Raw genomic sequence first — 24347 nt, 5'->3', positions numbered from 1 at the left:
AGTTATCATAACGTGTTACTGATTCGATCAGGCATGAGTGAAAAAGATGTCGGGAGTGGCAACCGCCATAGTCTTCCCGCTTTTTCCTCATGCCTTTTTATTTTCCTGGGGAGTTGCTGCACGTCTGTTTCCGGAAACCATCATGATATGAGGAGGATTTTGCATGGCAAAGAAAGATTATACGCAGCTTGCCCGCGATATTGTGGCAAATGTCGGAGGGCCTGATAATGTAAAGTCGCTTGTGCACTGTGCCACCCGTTTGCGCTTCCGGTTAAAAGATGCAGGCAAGGCAAACAAAGAAGTGCTGGAAGGCTTACCAAATGTACTGACGGCGGTGAATGCAGGCGGACAGTACCAGGTCGTGATCGGGGATGAAGTCGTTCCTGTTTATAACGCCATTATGGACCAGTATCATTTTACGGCTTCCGATGCGGGCGCTGAAAACGACGCGGCTGCAGAAGAAAGCGAAGAAAAAGGCAATATTTTCGACCGCTTTGTGGCAGTGCTTTCCGGTATTTTTACGCCGTTTATCTCCGTCCTGGCTGGTGCTGGCGTTTTAAAAGGCGTTGCCATCCTTTTGGCAAACACCCATATCGTGTCTGAATCATCCGTCTGGTACAGCATCCTGGACGCGCTTGCAACCGGTGTGTTTACATTGCTGCCGATCTTTATTGCGATTACGGCGGCGGATAAGTTTAACACAAACCGGTTTATCTCTGTTGCTCTTGCTGCAGCGATGATTTACCCGCTGACAGACAGCGCGATTCCAAAAATCGGCCACATTGCCGATTACGCCATCAACTTTAAACAGTACGGCGGTGCAGTGATTCCGACCATTTTGGCCATTTGGATGATGAGTTATATTGAAAGATGGTTTAAGAAACATTTACCGGCTGTTGCCCAGCTTGTATTTGTGCCGTTTTTCACATTGCTTGTTGCCGGCGCCCTCACTTTTATCGTCATCGGCCCATTAGGCAATGCGATCGGCATGGGACTTGCTTACGGCTATCAATACTTGTACAGCTTAAGTCCTGCTGTTGCCGGATTTATTCTGGCCGGGTTATTCCAGGTGTTTGTCGTCTTTGGGCTGCACTGGGGGATTTTGCCGATCTCACTGATTAACATTCAAAACTATGGTTATGATACGCTGCTTTCGATGATGTTTGTTGCCGTTTTCGGACAGTTTGGGGCGGTGACAGGCGCGATTTTCAAAGCAAAAAAATCGAAAAACAGGGAAATCGCCGTTTCCGCTGCAATCAGTAACTTCTTCGGCATTACAGAGCCTGCGATATACGGCATCAACTTGAAATATAAAAAAGGTTTTATTTTCGGTTTGGCCGGCAGTGCGATCGGCGGCGCTATTGCTGGTTTTGCCGGTGTAAAAGCTTTTCAGTACACGCCGATTATGAATTTCTTTGAACTTCCGCTGTTTATCGGCAAAGGTTCAAGCGTTGCCATGGAAGCTGTTGCGGGTGTTGCCGCATGGGCGATTGCGTTCGTACTTGTATTGATCTTCGGTTTTAATGAAGAAAACAATGAAAAAATGCTCGCAAACGTACAAATGGGCAAGAAAAGCCTGACGGAAAAGAAAACGGCAGCTGTGGAAAGCAAAATGGAAGCGGAACAAAAAGAACTGCCAAAAGTGGATACAGCCGGCATGGAGCTGAAAGAAATTGTCTACAATCCGGTAAAAGGCCGCGTTGTTCCGTTAACCTCTGTAAATGACCCGGTCTTCAGCTCGGAAGCGATGGGGAAAGGGGTTGGCGTTGTGCCGGAAGAAGGAAAAGTGGTCGCTCCATTTGACGGACAAGTATCTGTTGCTTTTCCGACCGGTCACGCATACGGATTGCAATCCGACCGCGGGGCAGAAGTATTGATCCACGTCGGCATTGATACCGTCAACTTAAACGGGGAACATTTCCAATCCAATGTAAAAGCCGGGGACCGCATCAGGAAGGGTGATGTACTCGGCACCTTTGACCCGGAAAAAATAAAAGAAGCCGGCTATGACACGACAACGATGGTGATCGTAACCAACACGATGGCATATGATGCAGTTGAACAAGCCGCAGTCGACGAAACATATGCGGACGAAGCTTTGCTGAATCTGTATAAAAAACAGGAAACAGCTGTGAAAACAAACTAATTTTACGGGCAAGGGGCTGCCCCTTTTTAAACAAGAAAGCCGCCGGGAAAATCATTTTTCCCGGCGGCTTTTCCATTTCCGTCATGCTTTTTCTGAAACAGCGTTTCTTTTAAGAAACCGGCGGAAATCCGGCTCCTTCTCCGGCCGCCACGGCTTCCGCCTGAGAAGCGGGCTGCCTTGTTCTTTCTTTTACTGCGTGCGGCTGAGCCAATGTTTTCCTTCTACGAGCCGGGAAACGAGCATGGCGCTTACCGTGTTTCCGGTTGAGTTTAAAAGTGTGGCCGGGACATCAATAATCGTACTGATTACTGCAATAATCGGCAGCGACTCCGGCGGGAATCCAAAAACGCTTAAAATCAGCATCTCCCCGATCATACCGCCGCTCGGGATCGCCCCCATTACCGCGCCGACAAGAAATGCAACAGCAATGACGGCCAGCATATAGGGCAGGCTTGTCAAATCTTTCCCGAACAAGGTGAACAAAAAAACAATCTTTAGCACGCCGCCAAACACAGAGCCGTCCTTATGCGTGTTCGCACCTAAAGGAATCACCGTTTCCGCGATGTCGGAAGGCACATGCATTTTTTGAACGGTTTCCAAATTAACCGGAATGCAGGCAGCACTTGAACAGGTCGCAATGGCCGTAACAGAAGGGGGGACCGCATTTTTCCAAAACACTTTGATGCCCTCCTTCCCCCCTGCCATAAAGGCATATAAGGTAAAAAAGCCGAAAAAATAAATGATCGTTAAGATCAGGTATAAACCAAACGAACGCGCATATCCTTCCAAAATTTGCGGGCCAAGTGTGCCGATGATGGAAGCAAAGTAACACCCAAGCCCGATTGGCGCATAATACATGATGATTTTAACAAATTTCATCATGACGGCTGTTCCTGATGCCAAAAAAACAGCAACAGGCTTTCCTTTCTCCCCGGCCAATGTGGTAGCCAGGCCGAACAGAACAGAAAAAACAATCAGCTGAAGCATATTCGTTTTGGTAAATAAATTTGGAAAATCAGGCACTGTGAACGTTTGAACAAGTTGTTCGAGAAAAGACGGATGAGTACTGCTTTGCCGGCTGCCGTCTGCTTTTGCCATCATCTGTTCTATGGCGGTTGTATCTGTATGTGCAAGCGGCTTGATGATGAAAGTGCCGCCAAAACCAATGATGGCTGCCAAGAGGGAAGTGCCAAGAAATACAAGAATGATGCTTCCTAAAATTTTGCCCAAACGGCCAAGACCGGTCATATTTGCGATGGCAGAAGAAATGCTGAAAAAGACAAGCGGAATAATAACCGTAAACATTAAATTTAAAAATAAATCCCCGAATGGCTTTACAACTTCTGCTTTTGAGCCTGCAACCACGCCCGCAATGCCGCCAATGATGATGGCAGCCAACAATATGGCAGTGGATTTGTAATTGCGAAAAAATGTTTTCAAAATCAACCTCTCCTTAATCGGAAAATGCATCGCTCCTACACGTTTTCATTTTCCACTGATAACAAAAAGAAGTCAATTTGATTTTGCCCAAAAGATCCCCGTGTGTCGGTCTTTTTGTTGGTAATTTGATGGATTGGGTTTGGAAAAAATTTCATGCCAATTTATATTGACTTAGGATAACACGGATGGTATGATAATAAAGCTGACTCGACAGGAACTGATAAATATTGGGAGTCTGATAAAAAAGATGTTGACAGCGAATTGATATTTTGATATAATAATTAAGTCGCTGTTAAGAACAGCAAAGATTGTTCCTTGAAAACTGGACAAAACGAAACGTCAAATTCTTTTTGAGCTTTTATCAAACATCTTTACTGAGAGTTTGATCCTGGCTCAGGACGAACGCTGGCGGCGTGCCTAATACATGCAAGTCGTGCGGACCTTTTAAAAGCTTGCTTTTAAAAGGTTGCTTTTAAAAGGTTAGCGGCGGACGGGTGAGTAACACGTGGGCAACCTGCCTGTAAGATCGGGATAACGCCGGGAAACCGGGGCTAATACCGGATAGTTTTTTCCTCCGCATGGAGGAAAAAGGAAAGACGGCTTCGGCTGTCACTTACAGATGGGCCCGCGGCGCATTAGCTAGTTGGTGGGGTAACGGCTCACCAAGGCAACGATGCGTAGCCGACCTGAGAGGGTGATCGGCCACATTGGGACTGAGACACGGCCCAAACTCCTACGGGAGGCAGCAGTAGGGAATCTTCCGCAATGGACGAAAGTCTGACGGAGCAACGCCGCGTGAGTGAAGAAGGCCTTCGGGTCGTAAAACTCTGTTGCCGGGGAAGAACAAGTGCCGTTCGAACAGGGCGGCGCCTTGACGGTACCCGGCCAGAAAGCCACGGCTAACTACGTGCCAGCAGCCGCGGTAATACGTAGGTGGCAAGCGTTGTCCGGAATTATTGGGCGTAAAGCGCGCGCAGGCGGCTTCTTAAGTCTGATGTGAAATCTTGCGGCTCAACCGCAAGCGGTCATTGGAAACTGGGAGGCTTGAGTGCAGAAGAGGAGAGTGGAATTCCACGTGTAGCGGTGAAATGCGTAGAGATGTGGAGGAACACCAGTGGCGAAGGCGGCTCTCTGGTCTGTAACTGACGCTGAGGCGCGAAAGCGTGGGGAGCAAACAGGATTAGATACCCTGGTAGTCCACGCCGTAAACGATGAGTGCTAAGTGTTAGAGGGTTTCCGCCCTTTAGTGCTGCAGCTAACGCATTAAGCACTCCGCCTGGGGAGTACGGCCGCAAGGCTGAAACTCAAAGGAATTGACGGGGGCCCGCACAAGCGGTGGAGCATGTGGTTTAATTCGAAGCAACGCGAAGAACCTTACCAGGTCTTGACATCCTCTGACCTCCCTGGAGACAGGGCCTTCCCCTTCGGGGGACAGAGTGACAGGTGGTGCATGGTTGTCGTCAGCTCGTGTCGTGAGATGTTGGGTTAAGTCCCGCAACGAGCGCAACCCTTGACCTTAGTTGCCAGCATTCAGTTGGGCACTCTAAGGTGACTGCCGGTGACAAACCGGAGGAAGGTGGGGATGACGTCAAATCATCATGCCCCTTATGACCTGGGCTACACACGTGCTACAATGGATGGTACAAAGGGCTGCGAGACCGCGAGGTTAAGCCAATCCCAGAAAACCATTCCCAGTTCGGATTGCAGGCTGCAACCCGCCTGCATGAAGCCGGAATCGCTAGTAATCGCGGATCAGCATGCCGCGGTGAATACGTTCCCGGGCCTTGTACACACCGCCCGTCACACCACGAGAGTTTGTAACACCCGAAGTCGGTGAGGTAACCTTTACGGAGCCAGCCGCCGAAGGTGGGACAGATGATTGGGGTGAAGTCGTAACAAGGTAGCCGTATCGGAAGGTGCGGCTGGATCACCTCCTTTCTAAGGGGAAAAGCGTAGGGCGCTCGTTCATCGGCGTACGGATTTCGTAGTCTTCGACTGAGATAAAGGAAACACGATGAGCCTTAAAGGCGAATCGATGTTGACTTATCGTAGGGAGAAGACGTAGAAATACGCTAGCCGATAGCGCCCGGAGCTAGACAGAAAAGGAAAACTTCGTTTTCCAAAATCAAGTTTGACGTTTCCGTTTTGTTCAGTTTTGAAGGTTCAATCCTTCAACATGTGTTCTTTGAAAACCGGATAGGAGAAACAAACCAAGTAAACCGAGAATCGCTTATTTTTGGATTTAAACCTTTTTATGGTTAAGTTAGAAAGGGCGCACGGTGAATGCCTTGGCACTAGGAGCCGATGAAGGACGGTACAAACACCGATATGCTCCGGGGAGCTGTACGTAAGCTTTGATCCGGAGATTTCCGAATGGGGAAACCCCCTGTCTTTAATCGGACAGGATTCCTGCCTGAATCCATAGGGCAGGAAGGGCACACCCGGGGAACTGAAACATCTCAGTACCCGGAGGAAGAGAAAGCAATTGCGATTTCCCAAGTAGCGGCGAGCGAACAGGAAACAGCCCAAACCGGAAGGCTTGCCTTCCGGGGTTGTAGGACACTCATATGGGAGTTACAAAAGAACAGGTTAAGTGAAGCGGCCTGGAAAGGCCTGCCGGAGAAGGTAAAAGCCCTGTAACTGACACTTCGTTCTCTCCCGAGTGGATCCTGAGTACGGCGGGACACGAGGAATCCCGCCGGAATCCGGGAGGACCATCTCCCAAGGCTAAATACTCCCTAGTGACCGATAGTGAACCAGTACCGTGAGGGAAAGGTGAAAAGCACCCCGGGAGGGGAGTGAAAGAGATCCTGAAACCGTGTGCCTACAAGTAGTCAGAGCCCGTTAACGGGTGATGGCGTGCCTTTTGTAGAATGAACCGGCGAGTTACGGTCTCATGCAAGGTTAAGCTGAAGAAGCGGAGCCGCAGCGAAAGCGAGTCTGAACAGGGCGAAAGAGTATGAGGCCGCAGACCCGAAACCAGGTGATCTACCCATGTCCAGGGTGAAGGCAAGGTAACACTTGCTGGAGGCCCGAACCCACGCACGTTGAAAAGTGCGGGGATGAGGTGTGGGTAGCGGAGAAATTCCAATCGAACTTGGAGATAGCTGGTTCTCTCCGAAATAGCTTTAGGGCTAGCCTCAAGCGAAGAGTTTTGGAGGTAGAGCACTGTTTGGACGAGGGGCCCTCATCGGGTTACCGAATTCAGACAAACTCCGAATGCCAAAAACTTATGCTTGGGAGTCAGACTGTGAGTGATAAGATCCATGGTCGAAAGGGAAACAGCCCGGACCGCCAGCTAAGGTCCCAAAGTATACGTTAAGTGGAAAAGGATGTGGCGTTGCTTAGACAACCAGGATGTTGGCTTAGAAGCAGCCATCATTCAAAGAGTGCGTAATAGCTCACTGGTCGAGTGACGCTGCGCCGAAAATGTACCGGGGCTAAACGTATCACCGAAGCTGCGGATGGACACCGTTTGGTGTCCGTGGTAGGAGAGCGTTCTAAGGGCGTTGAAGCCGGACCGGAAGGACCGGTGGAGCGCTTAGAAGTGAGAATGCCGGTATGAGTAGCGAAAGAAGGGTGAGAATCCCTTCCACCGAATGCCTAAGGTTTCCTGAGGAAGGCTCGTCCGCTCAGGGTTAGTCGGGGCCTAAGCCGAGGCCGAAAGGCGTAGGCGATGGACAACAGGTTGATATTCCTGTACCGCCTCTTCACCGTTTGAACGATGGGGGGACGCAGGAGGATAGGGCAAGCGCGACACTGGTTGATCGCGTCCAAGCAGTTAGGCCGGTGCGGAGGCAAATCCTTCGCGCCAAGGCGGAGCTGTGATGGCGAGGGAAATTTTAGTACCGAAGTTCCTGATTCCACACTGCCAAGAAAAGCCTCTAGTGAGGTGAAAGGCGCCCGTACCGCAAACCGACACAGGTAGGCGAGGAGAGAATCCTAAGGTGAGCGAGAGAACTCTCGTTAAGGAACTCGGCAAAATGACCCCGTAACTTCGGGAGAAGGGGTGCTTTTTGGGGTGTATGCCCCGGGAAGCCGCAGTGAATAGGCCCAGGCGACTGTTTAGCAAAAACACAGGTCTCTGCGAAGCCGCAAGGCGAAGTATAGGGGCTGACACCTGCCCGGTGCTGGAAGGTTAAGGAGAGGGGTTAGCCGTAAGGCGAAGCTCTGAACTGAAGCCCCAGTAAACGGCGGCCGTAACTATAACGGTCCTAAGGTAGCGAAATTCCTTGTCAGGTAAGTTCTGACCCGCACGAAAGGTGTAACGATCTGGGCACTGTCTCAACGAGAGACTCGGTGAAATTATAGTACCTGTGAAGATGCAGGTTACCCGCGACAGGACGGAAAGACCCCATGGAGCTTTACTGCAGCCTGATATTGAATTTTGGTACAGCTTGTACAGGATAGGTAGGAGCCTTGGAAACCGGAGCGCCAGCTTCGGCGGAGGCATCGGTGGGATACTACCCTGGCTGTATTGAAATTCTAACCCGCACCCCTTACCGGGGTGGGAGACAGTGTCAGGCAGGCAGTTTGACTGGGGCGGTCGCCTCCTAAAAGGTAACGGAGGCGCCCAAAGGTTCCCTCAGAATGGTTGGAAATCATTCGCAGAGTGTAAAGGCATAAGGGAGCTTGACTGCGAGACTTACAAGTCGGGCAGGGACGAAAGTCGGGCTTAGTGATCCGGTGGTTCCGCATGGAAGGGCCATCGCTCAACGGATAAAAGCTACCCTGGGGATAACAGGCTGATCTCCCCCAAGAGTCCACATCGACGGGGAGGTTTGGCACCTCGATGTCGGCTCATCGCATCCTGGGGCTGTAGTCGGTCCCAAGGGTTGGGCTGTTCGCCCATTAAAGCGGTACGCGAGCTGGGTTCAGAACGTCGTGAGACAGTTCGGTCCCTATCCGTCGCGGGCGCAGGAAATTTGAGAGGAGCTGTCCTTAGTACGAGAGGACCGGGATGGACGCACCGCTGGTGTACCAGTTGTCTTGCCAAAGGCATCGCTGGGTAGCTATGTGCGGAAGGGATAAGTGCTGAAAGCATCTAAGCATGAAGCCCCCCTCAAGATGAGATTTCCCACAGTTTATACTGGTAAGATCCCTGAAAGATGATCAGGTTGATAGGTCCGGGGTGGAAGCGCGGCGACGCGTGGAGCTGACGGATACTAATCGATCGAGGACTTAACCAAATAGAAAAGCGGAGGTGCCTTGATTAGCCCCGACAAGCGAATGTTCTGACCGGCATGGAGCCGTCTTTTGGATCCGTGACGGGCAGGTTATTCGACCTCGAGGGGCTAGGCACCGAAGCTGGACAATAGAAAAGCGGAAGCGCCTTGGTCATCGGCGTACGGATTTCGGAGCTTTCGACTGAGATAAAGGAAACACGGCGAGCCCCTAAAGGCGAGCCGATGTTGACTTATCGTAGGGAGAAAGCGCAGAAATACGCTAGCCGATAGGCGCTGGAGCTAGACAATTCTCAAAGTTAGAAACCAAAGCTATTCTCAGTTTACAGTTTTTTCTCCCATCCGGTTTTCAGGGAACACATCCCAAAATTATACTGGTCCGGTGATGATGGCGGAAAGGTCACACCCGTTTCCATCCCGAACACGGAAGTTAAGCTTTCCAGCGCCGATGGTAGTTGGGGGTTTCCCCCTGCGAGAGTAGGACGTTGCCGGGCCAAATAAAAAAACGTAGACAAATCGTCTGCGTTTTTTTATTTGCTTTTTCTAAATCCGCGAACAAATTTTTCTAACCATCAGCGGATACAGAAAGAGTGCCCATAGGCGTATTTTAAAAAGGCAGGGAATATCCCTGCCTTTTATAACATGGTTACTTTTCTTCCTTCCCCGGTATAATGCAGCTTCCATCTGCACAGGCAACGTCTTCTTCGGTGGACAGGTCTTGCAGCACCGGTGCTGCGGCTTCTTCCTGCCATACTTTCTGAAGGGCGCTTGTAAAGGTTTCGAGCGGCTGGGCGCCGGAGATGGCGTATTTTTGGTTGAGAATAAAAAACGGGACGCCGGTGATGCCGTATTGCTGTGCGATGGCTTCATCTACGCGTACATCATTTAAGTGGGCGTTCGGGTCACGAAGCACTTCCAAAGTTTTTTCCCGGCTGAGACCTGCAGATTCGGCGATCGTGGCAAGTGTTTCGTGGTCACCGATATATGCGCCGTCTGTAAAATAGGCGTGGAACAGTTTTTCGGCGAGTTCCGCTCCTTTGCCTTCAGCCGCGGCAAATTTTTCAAGGCGGTGTGCATCCAGCGTGTTTGTCGGCTTCATGTTGTCAAAATCATAACGAAGCCCGACCGTTGCCGCCTGTTCACCGATGCCGTGGTTTGCCTGTTTTGCTTCTTCCATGCTGATGCCGTATTTTTCGGCAATCGCTTCATGGATATTTTTTCCAATGCCTTTTTCAGCAGCAGGGTCAAGTTCAAAAGCTTTAAATTCAACTTCCACCTGGTCCCGGTGCGGAAATTGTGCCAGTGCCATTTCCAAACGCCGTTTTCCAATATAGCAAAATGGACAGACAAAGTCAGACCACACTTCAATTTTCATATGAACACCCCATTTCTTTCGATTACCCCCTATCGTATCACAAAAAAGTTTTATCATAAAAAATCATGCTTATGGACACGTTTACTTTGCTCCGGCCGTGATATGATGGAAAAGAAGCAAAATGAATGTGTGATGAGGAGGGGGAAAATCATTGCTCCACAATAGTATTGTCATGGTACTGATTATTTTTGTTGTTAATATTATCTATGTATCCTTTTCGACAACGAGGATGATTCTAACGTTAAAAGGATACCGGTATATTGCCGCTTTTGTCAGCATGGTTGAAATTATCGTGTATATCATCGGTCTCGGGCTTGTTCTTGACAATCTGAATAAGATCCAAAACATTATTGCGTATGCGGCCGGTTACGGAATCGGTGTTATGGTGGGGATGAAAATTGAAGAAAAACTGGCGCTCGGCTATATTACGGTCAATGTCATTACAACAGGGGCAAATCTGGATTTGGCAAAAAAATTGCGGGAAAGCGGCTACGGCGTGACTACATGGGATGCGCACGGGCTTGAAGGGGATCGGATTGCCCTCCAGGTTTTGACGCCGAGGAAATATGAGCTGAAATTATACCAAGCGATAAAGACGATTGATCCAAAGGCCTTTATCATTGCATACGAGCCGAAAACCATTTACGGCGGTTTTTGGGTAAAAGCGGTGAAGAAAGGAAAATTGAACAAATGAAAAAACAGTTTGAAGTGTTTGAAAATGAGACCATTGCGGACTGTCTGGCAAGAATGGAAAAAGAAGGCTTCCAACCGGTCAGAAGAATCGAAAAGCCGGTGTTCCGGGAAGTCAAGAAAAACGGCAAGAAAGAATATGAGCCGGTCACGAGAAAAATTATTTTTGAAGGAAGAAAAACAAGTTCAGACCCGAACATTCCCGACCTGTAAAACATGAATTATTCGTTGACAGCAACAAGCCTCCCTGTTAAGATAAAAATACAAAGTGAATATGACCCTCATATATAATGGGAATACGGCCCATACGTCTCTACCCGGTTACCGTAAATAATCGGACTATGAGGGAAAGCGGAAGTTGGGAATCACAAGGTTTTCCATGCTTATTTGTGCTGCACCCGGATGGACTGCTTTCTCTCTAAAATAGAGCGGGCAGATCCGTCCGGGTTTTTTTGTACATAAATAGGGGAGGGATGCAGGTGGCAGTTGAAGTTGGCGTCATTATGGGCAGCATTTCAGACTGGGAAACGATGAAACATGCGTGCAGCGTGCTGGATGAATTGGACGTGCCTTATGAGAAAAAAGTTGTCTCTGCACATCGGACGCCGGATCTGATGTTTCAATATGCAGAACAGGCAAGAAGCAGGGGCGTAAAAGTCATCATTGCGGGAGCAGGCGGCGCGGCCCATTTGCCGGGGATGGTCGCAGCAAAAACGACGTTGCCAGTCATCGGCGTGCCGGTCCGGTCGAAAGCGTTGAACGGCCTTGACTCTTTGCTTTCAATCGTGCAAATGCCGGGCGGTGTCCCGGTTGCAACGGTCGCGATCGGAAAAGCGGGCGCAACGAATGCTGGACTGCTTGCCGCCCAAATTTTATCCATAACAAACGAACATATTGCCAAAAGGCTTGAACAAAGGCGGGAAAGACTTTCGAAAACCGTATATGAAAGCAGTGATCAACTTGAACAGGAAAATGATTAAACCGGGGAGTACAATCGGCATCATCGGCGGCGGCCAGCTCGGGAGAATGATGGCCCTTGCCGCAAAAGAGGCGGGTTTCCGGATCATTGTCCTTGATCCTGTGCCGGATTGCCCGTGTGCGCAGGTAGCGGACGGGCAAATCACGGCGCCATATGATGATGAAGCGGCATTGCGGGAGCTTGGGGAACGATGCGATGTGCTCACCTATGAATTTGAAAATATCGATTATGAAACATTGAAAAAGGCCACCGGATTTGCCCATGTCCCACAGGGAGCGGAGCTGATCCGGATCACGCAGAACCGTATTTTTGAAAAAGAAGCAGTTGCAAAAGCAGGCGTCCGGGTTGCGCCGTACCGCGTCATTGAAAACGCAGCGGATTTGAAAGAAGCTGTTGCGGAAATTGGCTATCCATGTATTTTAAAAACGGCGCGCGGCGGTTATGATGGAAAAGGGCAGATCACGCTCCGGCATGAAGGGGATTTTAATGAAACGGATCCGCTTCTTGCCCACGGCGCATGTGTCCTTGAAAAAATGATTCCATTTACAAAAGAACTTTCTGTCATCATCACCCGGAATGAAGCAGGGGAAACGAGCCTTTTTCCGGTAGTTGAAAATATTCATCACAACCATATTTTGCATCAAACAATCGCGCCGGCACGGGTGGAAAATACGGTGAAAAAAGAGGCGGAGCAACTCGCCCTAAAGGTGGCAGAGCAGCTTCATTTAACCGGCACGCTTGCAGTCGAAATGTTTTTAGAAGCGGACGGTACGCTTTATGTCAATGAACTGGCACCGCGCCCGCATAATTCCGGGCATTACTCGATTGAAGCCTGTTCGATTTCGCAGTTTGGCCAGCATATCCGCGCGATCTGCAACTGGCCGCTCCGCAAAGTGGAACTTTTGAAGCCGGCTGTCATGGTCAATCTGCTCGGCCAGCACGTCGAAAGGGCGCTTACGCAAATTCCTTACCAGCCGGAATGGTCGGTCCATCTTTACGGCAAAAAAGAAGCGAAATTCCAGCGAAAGATGGGCCATGTTACAGTGCTGACAGAGGAAATCGAAGAGACTTTGCTTTCCCTTGAACAATCCGGTGTATGGCAGGATGTACAGAAACGATCGGAGGCAGCAGTGAATGATTGAACGCTATACAAGGCCTGAAATGGGCGCCATCTGGACAGACGAAAATAAATACAAAGCATGGCTTGAAGTGGAAATCCTTGCCTGTGAAGCATGGGCGGAGCTTGGGGAAATCCCGAAAGCAGATGTGCAAAAAATCCGTGAAAATGCCAGATTTGATGTTGAAAGAATTTTAGAAATTGAGCAGGAAACGCGCCACGATGTTGTCGCTTTTACAAGGGCCGTTTCGGAGTCGCTCGGCGAAGAAAGAAAATGGGTGCATTACGGGCTGACGTCCACGGATGTGGTCGATACGGCGCTTTCTTATTTGATCAAACAGGCAAATGAAATCATTGAAAAAGACCTTGAACGTTTTATTGAAATTTTAAAGCAAAAAGCAATTGAACATAAATACACCGTCATGATGGGCCGTACCCACGGCGTCCATGCCGAACCGACCACTTTTGGCCTGAAAATGGCGCTCTGGCACGAAGAAATGAAACGGAATCTCGAACGCTTCAGGCAAGCGGCGGACGGCATCCGTTACGGGAAATTAAGCGGTGCTGTCGGGACCTATGCCAACATCGACCCGTTCGTTGAGCAGTATGTCTGCGGGAAACTCGGCTTAAAGCCGGCGCCAATCTCCACGCAAACGCTGCAGCGCGACCGCCACGCTTATTACATCGCGACCTTGTCTTTGATCGCGACATCGATTGAAAAATTTGCTACGGAAATCAGGGGGCTGCAAAAAAGCGAAACCCGTGAAGTGGAAGAGTTTTTCAGCAAAGGGCAAAAAGGATCATCCGCGATGCCGCATAAACGCAACCCGATCGGTTCGGAAAATATGACCGGGATGGCGCGGGTGCTGCGCGGCTATATGGTAACGGCGTATGAAAATGTCTCCCTTTGGCATGAGCGCGACATCTCGCATTCTTCCGCGGAACGGATTATTTTGCCGGATGCAACGATTGCTATTAATTATATGCTGAACCGGTTCGGCAATATTGTGAAAAACCTGACCGTCTTCCCGGAAAATATGAAACGGAACATGGACAAAACGCTCGGTCTCATTTATTCACAGCGGGTTTTGCTTGCTTTGATTGATAAAGGCATGTCCCGTGAAGCGGCATACGATACGGTGCAGCCGAAAGCGATGGAGTCGTGGGAGAAACAGGTACCGTTTAAGGAACTGTTGAAAAAAGACCCGGCCATCCAAAGCAGGCTCACGGAAGCGGAACTCGAGGCATGCTTTGACTACCATTATCATTTGAAACATGTCGATACGATTTTTGACCGTCTCGGGCTGAACTGAACCGGGGCGGCCGGGTGAATTCAGCCCGGCTGTCCCGGAAAATAAAAAGCGGCTGCGAAATTTGCAGCAGGCTTAAGGAGGCAGGCGCATGCTTGTATACGAGGGGAAAGCAAAACGGTTGTATGAAACAGAGGATCCGGATGTATTGCGCGTTGAGTATAAAGACTCGGCCACCGCGTTTAATGGCGTGAAAAAAGCGGAGATTGAAGGAAAAGGGCAGCTGAACAATGAGATTTCCAGCCTGATCTTTAAGCGGCTTGCGGAAAAAGGGGTCAAGAGCCATTTTATCCGTAAAATATCGGAACGCGAACAGCTTGTGCGCCGGGTGGAGATCATCCCGCTTGAAGTAGTCGTCCGCAATGTCGTGGCGGGCAGCCTTGCAAAACGCCTCGGACTTGAAGAAGGAACGCCGGTCGGGCAGCCGGTTGTCGAGTTTTATTATAAAAAGGATGAACTCGGCGACCCACTCATTACAGAAGACCATGTACGGCTTTTAGGGATTGCAAGTTCGGAAGATTTGCAGTTTTTAAGAAAACAGGCACTGGCTGTAAATGAGAGCCTAAAGGCGCTGTTTGCAGAAATCGGCGTCCGCCTTGTGGATTTCAAACTCGAGTTCGGACGCGGACGTGACGGGGCGATCCTGTTGGCTGATGAAATTTCCCCGGATACGTGCAGGCTCTGGGACCGGGCAACGAATGAAAAGTTGGATAAAGATGTGTTCCGCCGGGATTTGGGCAGTTTAACGGAAGTTTACCAGGAAATCTTAAATCGCTTGAGAGGAGATATTTCGCATGTATAAAGTGAAAGTCTATGTCACCTTGCGCGAAGGCATCCTTGATCCACAGGGGGTTGCCATCAAACAGTCGCTTGCCCAGCTCGGCTACAGCGAAGTGCAGGACGTGCGGGCCGGAAAATATTTGGAGCTGCTTATAGAAAAAACGGACCGGGACCTGGATGACGTCATCCGGGAAGTGTGCGGGCGGGTGCTTTCAAATCCTGTCATCGAAGACTACCGCTATGAAATTGAGGAGTGTGTTGCGCCGTGAAGTTTGCTGTCATCGTTTTTCCGGGATCCAATTGTGACACCGATATGTTTCATGCGATTCAAGATGCACTTGGTGAAGAAGCGGCATACGTCCGCCATGATGCGGATTGTTTAGATGGATTTGACGGGATCCTCCTGCCGGGCGGTTTTTCGTACGGCGACTATTTGCGGACAGGCGCGATCGCACGCTTTTCGCCGGTTATGCAGGCTGTTGCAAGAGCTGCTGAAGAAGGCAAACCGGTGCTCGGCGTCTGCAACGGGTTTCAAATTTTGCTTGAAGCCGGCCTTTTGCCAGGGGCCATGCTCCGGAACGCAGGCTTGAAATTCGTCTGCAAAACGGTACCGCTTGTGGTCGAAAATGCCGTAACGATGTTTACTTCCCTGTATGAACATGGGGAAACGATCCGGATTCCAGTTGCCCACGGGGAAGGGAACTATACTTGTGATAAAGAAACGCTCGAAAAGCTGAAAGAAAATAGGCAAATTGTGTTCGCGTACGGGGAAAATCCTAACGGGAGTATTGCCAATATTGCGGGAATTATGAACGAACAAGGTAATGTACTCGGGATGATGCCCCATCCGGAACGGGCCGTTGAGACATTACTCGGAAGCACGGACGGCTTGAAGCTGTTCAAATCCATTGTGAAAAACTGGAGGGAATCCCATGCCGTTATTGCTTGAACCAGGACCGGCCGAAATCAAGAGCCAAAAGATTTACCGTGAAATCGGGCTGACAGACGAAGAATTCGCACGGGTCGAAGCGATTCTCGGCCGGACGCCGAATTATACCGAAACAGGGCTGTTTGCCGTCATGTGGTCGGAACATTGCAGCTATAAAAATTCTAAGCCGGTCTTAAAAAAGTTTCCGGTAAAAGGCGAACGCGTTCTCCAGGGGCCCGGGGAAGGCGCCGGCATCATCGATATCGGCGACGGGCTGGCGGTTGTTTTTAAAATTGAAAGCCATAACCACCCGTCTGCGATTGAACCGTACCAGGGCGCGGCAACGGGTGTCGGCGGGATTATCCGCGATGTGTTTTCGATGGGGGCAAGGCCGGTTGCGCTCCTCAATTCGCTCCGTTTCGGCGAACTCGATTCTCCGCGGGTGAAACATCTTTTCAAAGAAGTCGTTGCCGGAATTGCGGGCTACGGCAATTGCATCGGCATTCCGACAGTCGGCGGAGAAGTGGCATTTGACCCGTGTTATGACGGCAATCCGCTCGTCAACGCGATGTGCGTCGGCCTGATCGAACATAAAGACATTCAAAAAGGGCAGGCGCGCGGCATCGGCAACACGGTCATGTATGTCGGCGCAAAAACAGGAAGGGATGGCATCCACGGCGCCACTTTTGCCTCCGGGCAGCTCAGCGAAGATTCGGATGAAAAGCGTCCGGCAGTCCAGGTTGGCGATCCGTTTATGGAAAAACTGCTCCTTGAAGCCTGCCTCGAACTTGTCCGCCATGATGCGCTCGTCGGCATCCAGGATATGGGGGCGGCCGGGCTCATCAGCTCCTCTTCCGAAATGGCCAGCAAGGCGGGCGTCGGGCTTGTGATGAATCTTGACCGCATTCCGCAACGCGAAACCGGGATGACACCATACGAAATGATGCTCTCCGAATCGCAGGAACGGATGCTGATTGTCGTAAAAAAGGGCCGGGAACCGGAAATCATCCGCCTTTTTCAAAAATACGGGCTCGATGCTGTTGCCATCGGAACGGTAACCGATGATAAAAGGTTGAAACTGTACCACCACGGCGAACTTGTCGCAGATGTGCCGGCCGATGCGCTTGCAGAGGATGCGCCCGTCTACCATAAACCGTCCAAAGAGCCGGCTTACTTTGCGGCCTATCAGGTGATGAAACCGCAAATTCCGGCGGTGGAAAATCTTCAGGAAACCTTTTTCCAATTGCTCAAACAGCCAACCATTGCCAGCAAAGAATGGGTGTATGAACAGTACGACTATCAGGTGCGGACGAACACGGTGGTCATGCCGGGATCAGATGCAGCCGTCATCCGGATACGCGGGACAAGAAAAGCGCTCGCGATGACAACGGACTGCAACGCCCGCTACGTCTATTTGGATCCGGAAACGGGCGGGAAAATCGCAGTGGCGGAAGCGGCGCGCAACATTGTCTGTTCCGGGGCCCAGCCGCTTGGCGTGACAGACTGCCTGAACTTCGGCGCACCGGAAAAACCGGAAATTTTCTGGCAACTCGAAAAAGCAGCAGATGGCATGAGCGAAGCGTGCCGCGCGCTTGAAACCCCGGTCATTGGCGGCAATGTCTCACTGTACAATGAAACATGGCAAAAAACGGAAAATGGGGAAGTCTCCGTACAGGCCGTGTATCCGACACCGGTTGTCGGCATGGTTGGGCTTCTCGAAGACATTACTCATGCGACCACGCAGACATTTAAACAGGCTGGTGACCTCATTTATCTAATCGGGGAAGCAAAACCGGAATTCGGTGGCAGCGAACTGCAAAAGCTTACAGACGGCCAAATTTCCGGAAAACCGCCGGCACTCGATTTGGAAACCGAAGCCCGGCGTCAGCACCAACTGCTTGCAACGATCCAGTCCGGCCTTGTGCAAAGCGCCCATGACGTCTCAGAAGGCGGTTTTGCACCGGCACTCGCCGAATGTCTGTTTGGGACGGAAAATTTGGGGGCCCATGTCGTTTTAAAGGGCAACCCGGTTACGGCGTTATTCAGTGAAACCCAGTCACGATTTATTGTGTCAGTGAAGAAAGAGCACCAGCAGGCGTTTCAAAATTTGGTGAATGAGGCTGTTTGGATTGGCCATGTCACGGATGATAAGCAAATGACCATCAAAGGGGAAAACGGGGAGACGTGGATTCTGGCGGATATAGCGGAATGTGAAACGGCTTGGAAAGGAGCCTTAAGATGCTTGCTGAAATAAAGGGATTAAATGAGGAATGCGGGATTTTCGCGGTATGGGGCCACAAAGATGCAGCACAGCTTACCTATTACGGGCTCCACAGCCTGCAGCACAGGGGGCAGGAAGGTGCGGGTATCGTAGTCAAACAAAACGGGCGCCTCATTGGCAAAAAAGGGGAAGGGCTTGTGACGGAAGTATTTTCAGCCCAGTCTTTTGCCGGGCTTGACGGGGATGCGGCCCTCGGGCATGTCCGCTACGCAACAGCGGGCGGCGGCGGGATTGAAAACGTCCAGCCGCTTCTGTTCCATTCGCAAAACGGCAGCCTTGCGCTTGCGCATAATGGCAATCTCGTCAACGCACATACATTGAAGCATCAGCTTGAAATGCAGGGCAGCATTTTTCAGACGACATCGGATACAGAGGTGCTCGCCCATTTAATGAAAAGAAGCGGCTACCGTACCATGAAAGAACAGATGAAAAGCGCACTCACGATGCTAAAGGGGGCGTATGCATTTGCTGTTATGACTGAAGACGAGTTGCTTGTCGCCCTTGACCCGAACGGTTTGCGCCCACTTTCACTCGGACAAATCGGCGACGCTTATTGCGTTGCTTCGGAAACATGCGCGCTTGACATTGTCGGGGCAGAGTTTATCCGCGACATTCGCCCTGGTGAACTCGTATCGATCAGCATCCACGGCATTGAGTCGGAGCAGTATGCGTATGCTGCGAATCCGGCCATTTGCACAATGGAATATGTCTATTTTTCCCGGCCGGACAGCAATATCCACGGTATCAACGTCCATGCCGCCCGCAAAAGTATGGGGAGAAGGCTTGCGATCCAGGCAGGCATTGAAGCGGATGTCGTAACCGGCGTGCCCGATTCAAGCATTTCGGCGGCGATCGGTTATGCGGAACAATCCGGCATCCCCTATGAAATGGGCCTGATCAAAAACCGCTATGTCGGACGCACGTTTATCCAGCCGTCGCAGTCGCTGCGCGAACAGGGTGTGAAAATGAAACTGTCGCCGGTGCGCGCCATCGTCGAAGGAAAGCGGGTGGTCATGGTCGATGATTCGATCGTGCGCGGAACGACAAGCAAACGGATCGTCACCATGCTCCGCGATGCCGGGGCAACGGAAGTGCATGTATGCATCAGCTCGCCGCCGATGAAACATCCGTGTTTTTACGGCATTGACACATCGACGCATGAAGAACTGATCGCAGCCCATCACAGCGTGGAGGAAATCCGCCAGATGATCGGCGCAGACACCCTCACTTTTTTGACGGTTGACAATATGCTCGAAGCAATCGGCAGGCCGGCCATTAATGAAACATGCGGCCAGTGCCTCGCCTGTTTTACCGGCAAGTATCCGACGGAAATTTATCCGGATACGGTGCTGCCGCATGAAAAAGAACTGATTCAAAAATAGCAATTAACGGAGGATTCCTATGGCAAACACATACCGGGATGCAGGCGTCGACATCGAAGCAGGCTATGAAGCGGTCAAACGGATGGGAAAGCATGTGGCGCGGACAAACCGGGCGGGGGCAATCGGTGCACTCGGCGGATTTGGCGGCATGTTTGACTTATCCGCGCTCCATTACCAGAAGCCCGTGCTTGTTTCCGGAACGGACGGCGTCGGCACGAAACTGAAACTTGCCTTTTTAACAAATAAACATGATACGATCGGCATCGACTGTGTCGCCATGTGCGTCAATGACATCATTGTCCAGGGGGCGGAACCGCTATTTTTCCTTGATTATATCGGTTGCGGCAGCCAGAACCCGGAAACGATTGAGCAAATTGTAAAAGGCGTGGCAGAAGGGTGCGTGCAGGCAGGGTGCACACTCGTCGGCGGAGAAACGGCGGAAATGCCGGATATGTATGAAGCAGGCGAATACGATTTGGCGGGATTTGCGGTTGGCGCATGTGAAAAAGATGCGCTTGTCACGGGTAACACCGCACCCGGAGATGTTTTAATCGGCCTTGCCTCAAGTGGCATTCACAGTAACGGCTATTCGCTGATCCGGAAAATTTTTTTCAAAGACCATGCGATGACCGTTGATACGATTTTGCCGGAACTGGGCCGGCCGCTTGGAGAAGTGCTGTTAACCCCGACCAAAATTTACGTCAAACCGGTGCTTTCCGCGCTGAAAAAATTTGAGATTAAAGGAATGGCACATGTAACAGGCGGCGGGTTTTATGAAAATATTCCGCGTATGCACAGAGACGGGCTCGGTGTTGAAATCAGCCTTGGTTCATGGCCGGTCCCGCCCGTTTTTTCCGCAGTGGCATCTTACGGTAACGTCAGCCGCGATGAGATGTTTCACGTTTTTAACATGGGCATCGGGTTTGTCCTCGCGGTGAAGGCGGAAGAGGCACAGGCCGCTGTTTCCTTTTTCAACCAGTCCGGGGAACAAGCTTTCATCATCGGCCATGTTACAAATACGGCGGGTGTCCGTTTTGCAGCAGGGAGCAGAGGCAATGCATAAAATGGCTGTTTTCGCATCGGGCAGCGGCACAAACTTCCAGGCGATATGTGATGCAGCCAAAAAAGGGGAACTTGATGCCGCGATTGAACTGTTGGTATGTGACCGTGAAGATGCGTATGTCATCCGCCGGGCAGCACAAGAAAACATCCCGGCGTTTGTGTTCAATCCGAAAACGTACCCAGATAAGCGGGCGTATGAGCAGGAAATTTTGGCGCAGTTACAGGAGAAACAGATTGAATGGATCATTCTGGCCGGCTATATGCGGCTGATCGGGCCGGTGCTCCTGAATCAGTATCCACGGAAAATCATCAATATCCATCCGTCGTTGCTGCCGGCTTTCCCGGGCAAAGATGCGATCGGGCAGGCGCTTGCGGCAGGCGTGAAAATAACGGGTGTAACCGTTCATTATGTCGATGAAGGCATGGATACCGGGCCGATTATTGCACAGGCGGCTGTCCCTGTGCTTGCCGGGGACACATACGAAACACTGGCGGCAAGAATTCATCAGACAGAGCATATGCTGTATCCGGATGTGCTCAGGAAGCTAGTGGAAAATCAAACCAACATGGAGGTTTTACCAGAATGAAAAGAGCATTAATCAGTGTATCGGATAAAACAGGGGTAACGGCATTTGCACAAAGTTTGAGCGGGCTCGGCTTTGAAATTCTCTCAACCGGCGGCACGAAAAAAGCGCTGGAAGAAGCCGGCGTGCCTGTTACGGGGGTGGAAGAGGTAACAGGTTTCCCGGAAATTTTGGAAGGCAGGGTAAAAACGCTCCATCCAAATATCCACGGCGGGCTTTTGGCAAAACGGACGCCGGAACATGAACAGCAAATCGCAGCGCACGGGATCAAACCGATTGACCTTGTCTGTGTCAACCTTTATCCGTTCCGAGAGACGATTGCAAAGGCGGATGTCACGGAAGAAGAGGCCATTGAAAATATTGATATCGGCGGACCGTCAATGCTGCGTGCGGCTGCAAAAAATTTCGAATATGTCACCGTTGTTACGGACGCAGGGGACTACGACAAAGTGATTGACGAAATTAAAACGCACGGCGATGTGACGAAAGATACGAAAAAAGCGCTGGCTGCAAAAGTTTTCCGCCATACAGCAGCGTATGACGCCATGATTGCCGGTTATATGACAACGCTTGTTGGCGAAGAGGCCCCGGAGAATGTCACATTTACATATGAGCTCAAGCAAACGCTCCGTTATGGGGAAAACCCGCACCAAAAAGCAAGCTTTTATATCAACCCGCTTGGTTCGCCGTTTTCGATTGCGCACGCAAGGCAGCTGCACGGCAAAGCATTATCGTACAATAATATTCGCGATGCAGATGCCGCCCTGCAGATTGTAAAAGATTTCAAGGAACCGGCAGCTGTAGCCGTAAAGCATATGAATCCGTGCGGCATCGGGGTCGGAGATTCGGCGCTTGAAGCGTATAAAAAAGCGTACGAGGCAGACTCGAAATCGATTTTCGGCGGCATCGTCGCATTCAACCGGCCTGTTGACCCGGAAACGGCCAAGCTGCTACATGAAATTTTTCTCGAAATTGTAATTGCCCCGTCGTTTGCGGACGAAGCGTTTGACATTTTGGCAAGTAAGAAAAATATCCGCCTTTTGACTGTGCCTTTTACGGAAGCGCACAAACCGGAAAAAATCATTACTTCCGTTGAAGGCGGGCTGCTGATCCAGGATCAGGATACCTATACTTTGAATGAAGCCCAAGTGAAAACTGTCACAAAACGTGAGCCGACAGAACAGGAATGGAAGGCTTTAAAACTGGCCTGGAAAGTGGTAAAACATGTGAAATCAAATGCGATTGTGGTGACGGATACTGAAAAAACGTTTGGCATCGGCGCCGGGCAGATGAACCGCGTTGGTGCGGCAGAAATTGCGTTGGCCCAGGCCGGCGAAAAAGCAAAAGGAGCCGCGATGGCATCCGATGCGTTTTTCCCGATGGACGACACTGTCGAAGCAGCTGCCAAAGCTGGCATTACCGCGATCATCCAGCCGGGCGGCTCCATCCGCGACGAAGACTCGATCAAAAAAGCCGATGAATACGGCATCGCCATGGTCTTCACCGGCATCCGCCACTTTAAGCACTAACAGAAAAGCGCAGCGTACGGCTTACTTTGGCGGACACAATGACTGCAGGAGAACCGATGCCCGCTTATCATAGGGAAAAGGCGCAGAAGTACGAAAGTCGGGGAAGCAGAGCCGGATAAACAGAAAAGAGAAGGCCACTGTCCGGCCAGGACCGGCGAACGTTTCGGCAGGAAATTTGTCCCTGGGTGCCCGTTATATCAGATCATAAAATTAGTCAGAAGACCTTACAAAATGATGGACAAAGAGAGGAGGCCACGTTAAAATGAAAGTACTTGTAATCGGCAGCGGCGGCCGCGAGCATGCCGTCTGCAAAAAATTATTGGAAAGCGCCCGCGTTGATAAAATTTATTGCGCACCGGGAAACGGCGGCATTGCGCAAATCGCCGAAATCGTTCCGATCCATGAAACGGACACGGCTTCTTTGCTTGCTTTTGCAAAAGACAAGGGCATTGAACTGACAGTTGTCGGTCCGGAAGCCCCTTTAAGCGCAGGGATTGTCGACGAATTTCAAAATGCCGGCTTGAAAATATTCGGGCCGACAAAACAAGCGGCTCGGATTGAAAGCAGCAAAGCATTCGCAAAAGAACTGATGCAAAAATATGACATTCCGACTGCGGATTACCGCGTTTTTTCCGACTATGCGGGGGCAGAAAAATATATTGAAGAAAAAGGCGCACCGATCGTCATTAAAGCAGACGGCCTCGCCGCCGGAAAAGGTGTAACCGTTGCGATGACACCGGAAGAAGCAAAGGATGCGCTCCGTGCCGCCCTGATCGGGAAGAAATTCGGGGAAGCCTCAAACCAAGTGGTTGTAGAAGAATTTTTAAAAGGGGAAGAATTTTCCCTGATGGCGTTTGTCCGGGAAGAAGAAGTATATCCCATGGTCATCGCGCGCGACCATAAGCGTGCATATGACGGCGACAGCGGTCCGAATACAGGCGGAATGGGCGCCTACTCCCCGGTCCCGCAAATCCCGGATGAAGAAGTGAAAAAGGCAGTGGAACATATTTTGCGCCCGGCAGCCAGAGCGTTGAAAGAGGAAGGCTGCCCGTTTACCGGCGTCCTGTATGCCGGCTTGATGCTGACGAAAAAAGGTGTGAAAGTGATTGAATTCAATGCCCGTTTCGGCGACCCGGAAACGGAGGTTGTGCTCGAAAGGCTTGAATCGGATCTGGCAGAGATTTTTCTCGATCTGTTGGACGACAAAACCCCTAGCATCAAGTGGCGCAAGGAAGCTGTATTAGGGGTTGTGATTGCGGCAAACGGCTATCCGGATGCGTACGAAAAAGGGATTCCCATTCCGTCGCTTTCAAAATTGCAGTCTTTTGTTTTCCATGCTGGCACGCGTTTGGAGGGGGAAAGGCTTGTATCAAACGGTGGAAGGGTTCTTTTCATCGGAAGGAAAGCCGGTACGCTGGAAGAAGCGGGAAAAGCGCTGTATCACGAATTGGAAAGGCTCCGTTTGGATGGTTTTTTTTACCGGAGAGATATCGGCAAAAGAAATCAGGCTTAGCCCTTGAGGCAAAAGGCTGGAAAATCCCGGCCTTTTGCCTGGTATGTT

General features: G+C 50.7%; 17 protein-coding genes, 3 rRNA genes and 1 riboswitch. Of the genes, 18 read left to right on the top strand and 2 right to left on the bottom strand.

The annotated features are described in order from the left end of the window. Positions 1–163: 163 nt before the first annotated feature. Complete coding sequence (locus NSS95_RS14830) at positions 164–2146, top strand: beta-glucoside-specific PTS transporter subunit IIABC (RefSeq protein WP_340714012.1); 1983 nt, start codon at positions 164–166, stop codon at positions 2144–2146. Positions 2147–2335: 189 nt separating this feature from the next. On the opposite strand, the gene NSS95_RS14825 is transcribed toward NSS95_RS14830, so the two are convergent. Continuing rightward, complete coding sequence (locus NSS95_RS14825; protein ID WP_328228172.1) at positions 2336–3586, bottom strand: dicarboxylate/amino acid:cation symporter; 1251 nt, start codon at positions 3584–3586, stop codon at positions 2336–2338. A 370-nt stretch (positions 3587–3956) separates the two neighbouring features. Here NSS95_RS14825 and NSS95_RS14820 point away from each other — a divergent pair. From NSS95_RS14820 to rrf, 3 genes are all read left to right on the top strand, one after another. Beyond that, positions 3957–5524: ribosomal RNA gene (locus NSS95_RS14820) — 16S ribosomal RNA — on the top strand. A 318-nt stretch (positions 5525–5842) separates the two neighbouring features. Further along, positions 5843–8775, top strand: a 23S ribosomal RNA gene (locus NSS95_RS14815). Between the two features lie 372 nt (positions 8776–9147). Beyond that, a 5S ribosomal RNA gene (gene rrf / locus NSS95_RS14810) occupies positions 9148–9263 on the top strand. The 16S, 23S and 5S rRNA genes sit together here, the layout of an rRNA operon. 152 nt (positions 9264–9415) lie before the next feature. On the opposite strand, the gene NSS95_RS14805 is transcribed toward rrf, so the two are convergent. Beyond that, a complete protein-coding gene (locus NSS95_RS14805; RefSeq protein WP_014096895.1) occupies positions 9416–10144 on the bottom strand; it encodes a DsbA family oxidoreductase in 729 nt (242 codons plus the stop codon). A gap of 151 nt (positions 10145–10295) precedes the next feature. Here NSS95_RS14805 and NSS95_RS14800 point away from each other — a divergent pair, with 151 nt between their 5' ends. The 14 genes from NSS95_RS14800 (at position 10296) to purD (ending at position 24299) form a co-directional block, all read left to right on the top strand. Continuing rightward, positions 10296–10838: a DUF2179 domain-containing protein gene (locus tag NSS95_RS14800; RefSeq protein WP_017550737.1), complete on the top strand. Its 543-nt coding sequence runs from the start codon at positions 10296–10298 to the stop codon at positions 10836–10838. Then, positions 10835–11047 carry an NETI motif-containing protein gene (locus NSS95_RS14795; RefSeq protein ID WP_014096897.1) on the top strand — a complete coding sequence of 71 codons (213 nt, stop codon included), beginning with the start codon at positions 10835–10837 and terminating at the stop codon, positions 11045–11047. Before NSS95_RS14800 ends, NSS95_RS14795 begins: the two co-directional genes overlap by 4 nt. 48 nt (positions 11048–11095) lie before the next feature. Next, positions 11096–11196: riboswitch (purine riboswitch) on the top strand. Between the two features lie 141 nt (positions 11197–11337). Then, positions 11338–11814: a 5-(carboxyamino)imidazole ribonucleotide mutase gene (gene purE, locus NSS95_RS14790; protein ID WP_429895601.1), complete on the top strand. Its 477-nt coding sequence runs from the start codon at positions 11338–11340 to the stop codon at positions 11812–11814. Then, on the top strand, positions 11795–12955 hold the full coding sequence (gene purK / locus NSS95_RS14785) for a 5-(carboxyamino)imidazole ribonucleotide synthase (protein ID WP_328229386.1): 1161 nt from the start codon (positions 11795–11797) through the stop codon (positions 12953–12955). Before purE ends, purK begins: the two co-directional genes overlap by 20 nt. Next, positions 12948–14243, top strand: coding sequence for an adenylosuccinate lyase (purB, locus tag NSS95_RS14780; RefSeq protein WP_026684439.1), 1296 nt, complete (start codon positions 12948–12950; stop codon positions 14241–14243). Before purK ends, purB begins: the two co-directional genes overlap by 8 nt. 88 nt (positions 14244–14331) lie before the next feature. Next, positions 14332–15042, top strand: a complete 711-nt coding sequence (gene purC / locus NSS95_RS14775; RefSeq protein WP_110134244.1) for a phosphoribosylaminoimidazolesuccinocarboxamide synthase — start codon at positions 14332–14334, stop codon at positions 15040–15042. Beyond that, positions 15035–15289, top strand: coding sequence for a phosphoribosylformylglycinamidine synthase subunit PurS (gene purS, locus NSS95_RS14770; protein ID WP_013860601.1), 255 nt, complete (start codon positions 15035–15037; stop codon positions 15287–15289). Before purC ends, purS begins: the two co-directional genes overlap by 8 nt. After that, a complete protein-coding gene (purQ, locus tag NSS95_RS14765; RefSeq protein ID WP_110134243.1) occupies positions 15286–15969 on the top strand; it encodes a phosphoribosylformylglycinamidine synthase subunit PurQ in 684 nt (227 codons plus the stop codon). The genes purS and purQ overlap by 4 nt, the downstream gene beginning before the upstream one ends. Further along, positions 15953–18202 (top strand): phosphoribosylformylglycinamidine synthase subunit PurL, encoded by a 2250-nt coding sequence (purL, locus tag NSS95_RS14760; protein WP_328229387.1) that lies wholly within the window; start codon positions 15953–15955, stop codon positions 18200–18202. The genes purQ and purL overlap by 17 nt, the downstream gene beginning before the upstream one ends. After that, positions 18187–19611: an amidophosphoribosyltransferase gene (gene purF, locus NSS95_RS14755; protein ID WP_328229388.1), complete on the top strand. Its 1425-nt coding sequence runs from the start codon at positions 18187–18189 to the stop codon at positions 19609–19611. The genes purL and purF overlap by 16 nt, the downstream gene beginning before the upstream one ends. A 19-nt stretch (positions 19612–19630) precedes the next feature. Then, the gene (purM, locus tag NSS95_RS14750; RefSeq protein WP_017550746.1) at positions 19631–20674 is read left to right on the top strand and encodes a phosphoribosylformylglycinamidine cyclo-ligase; all 1044 of its coding nucleotides are present in this window, start codon (positions 19631–19633) and stop codon (positions 20672–20674) included. Beyond that, positions 20667–21260 (top strand): phosphoribosylglycinamide formyltransferase, encoded by a 594-nt coding sequence (gene purN, locus NSS95_RS14745; protein ID WP_017550747.1) that lies wholly within the window; start codon positions 20667–20669, stop codon positions 21258–21260. The genes purM and purN overlap by 8 nt, the downstream gene beginning before the upstream one ends. Further along, positions 21257–22786 carry a bifunctional phosphoribosylaminoimidazolecarboxamide formyltransferase/IMP cyclohydrolase gene (gene purH, locus NSS95_RS14740; protein ID WP_017550748.1) on the top strand — a complete coding sequence of 510 codons (1530 nt, stop codon included), beginning with the start codon at positions 21257–21259 and terminating at the stop codon, positions 22784–22786. The genes purN and purH overlap by 4 nt, the downstream gene beginning before the upstream one ends. Before the next feature lie 262 nt (positions 22787–23048). Further along, complete coding sequence (gene purD, locus NSS95_RS14735; RefSeq protein WP_017550749.1) at positions 23049–24299, top strand: phosphoribosylamine--glycine ligase; 1251 nt, start codon at positions 23049–23051, stop codon at positions 24297–24299. Positions 24300–24347 lie beyond the last annotated feature (48 nt).

Source organism: Weizmannia sp. FSL K6-3076, from assembly GCF_038007245.1.
Taxonomy (GTDB): Bacteria; Bacillota; Bacilli; order Bacillales; family Bacillaceae_C; genus Weizmannia; species Weizmannia faecalis.
The sequence above is the reverse complement of the archived record's forward strand: the minus strand, read 5'-3'. Positions and strand labels throughout refer to the sequence as shown.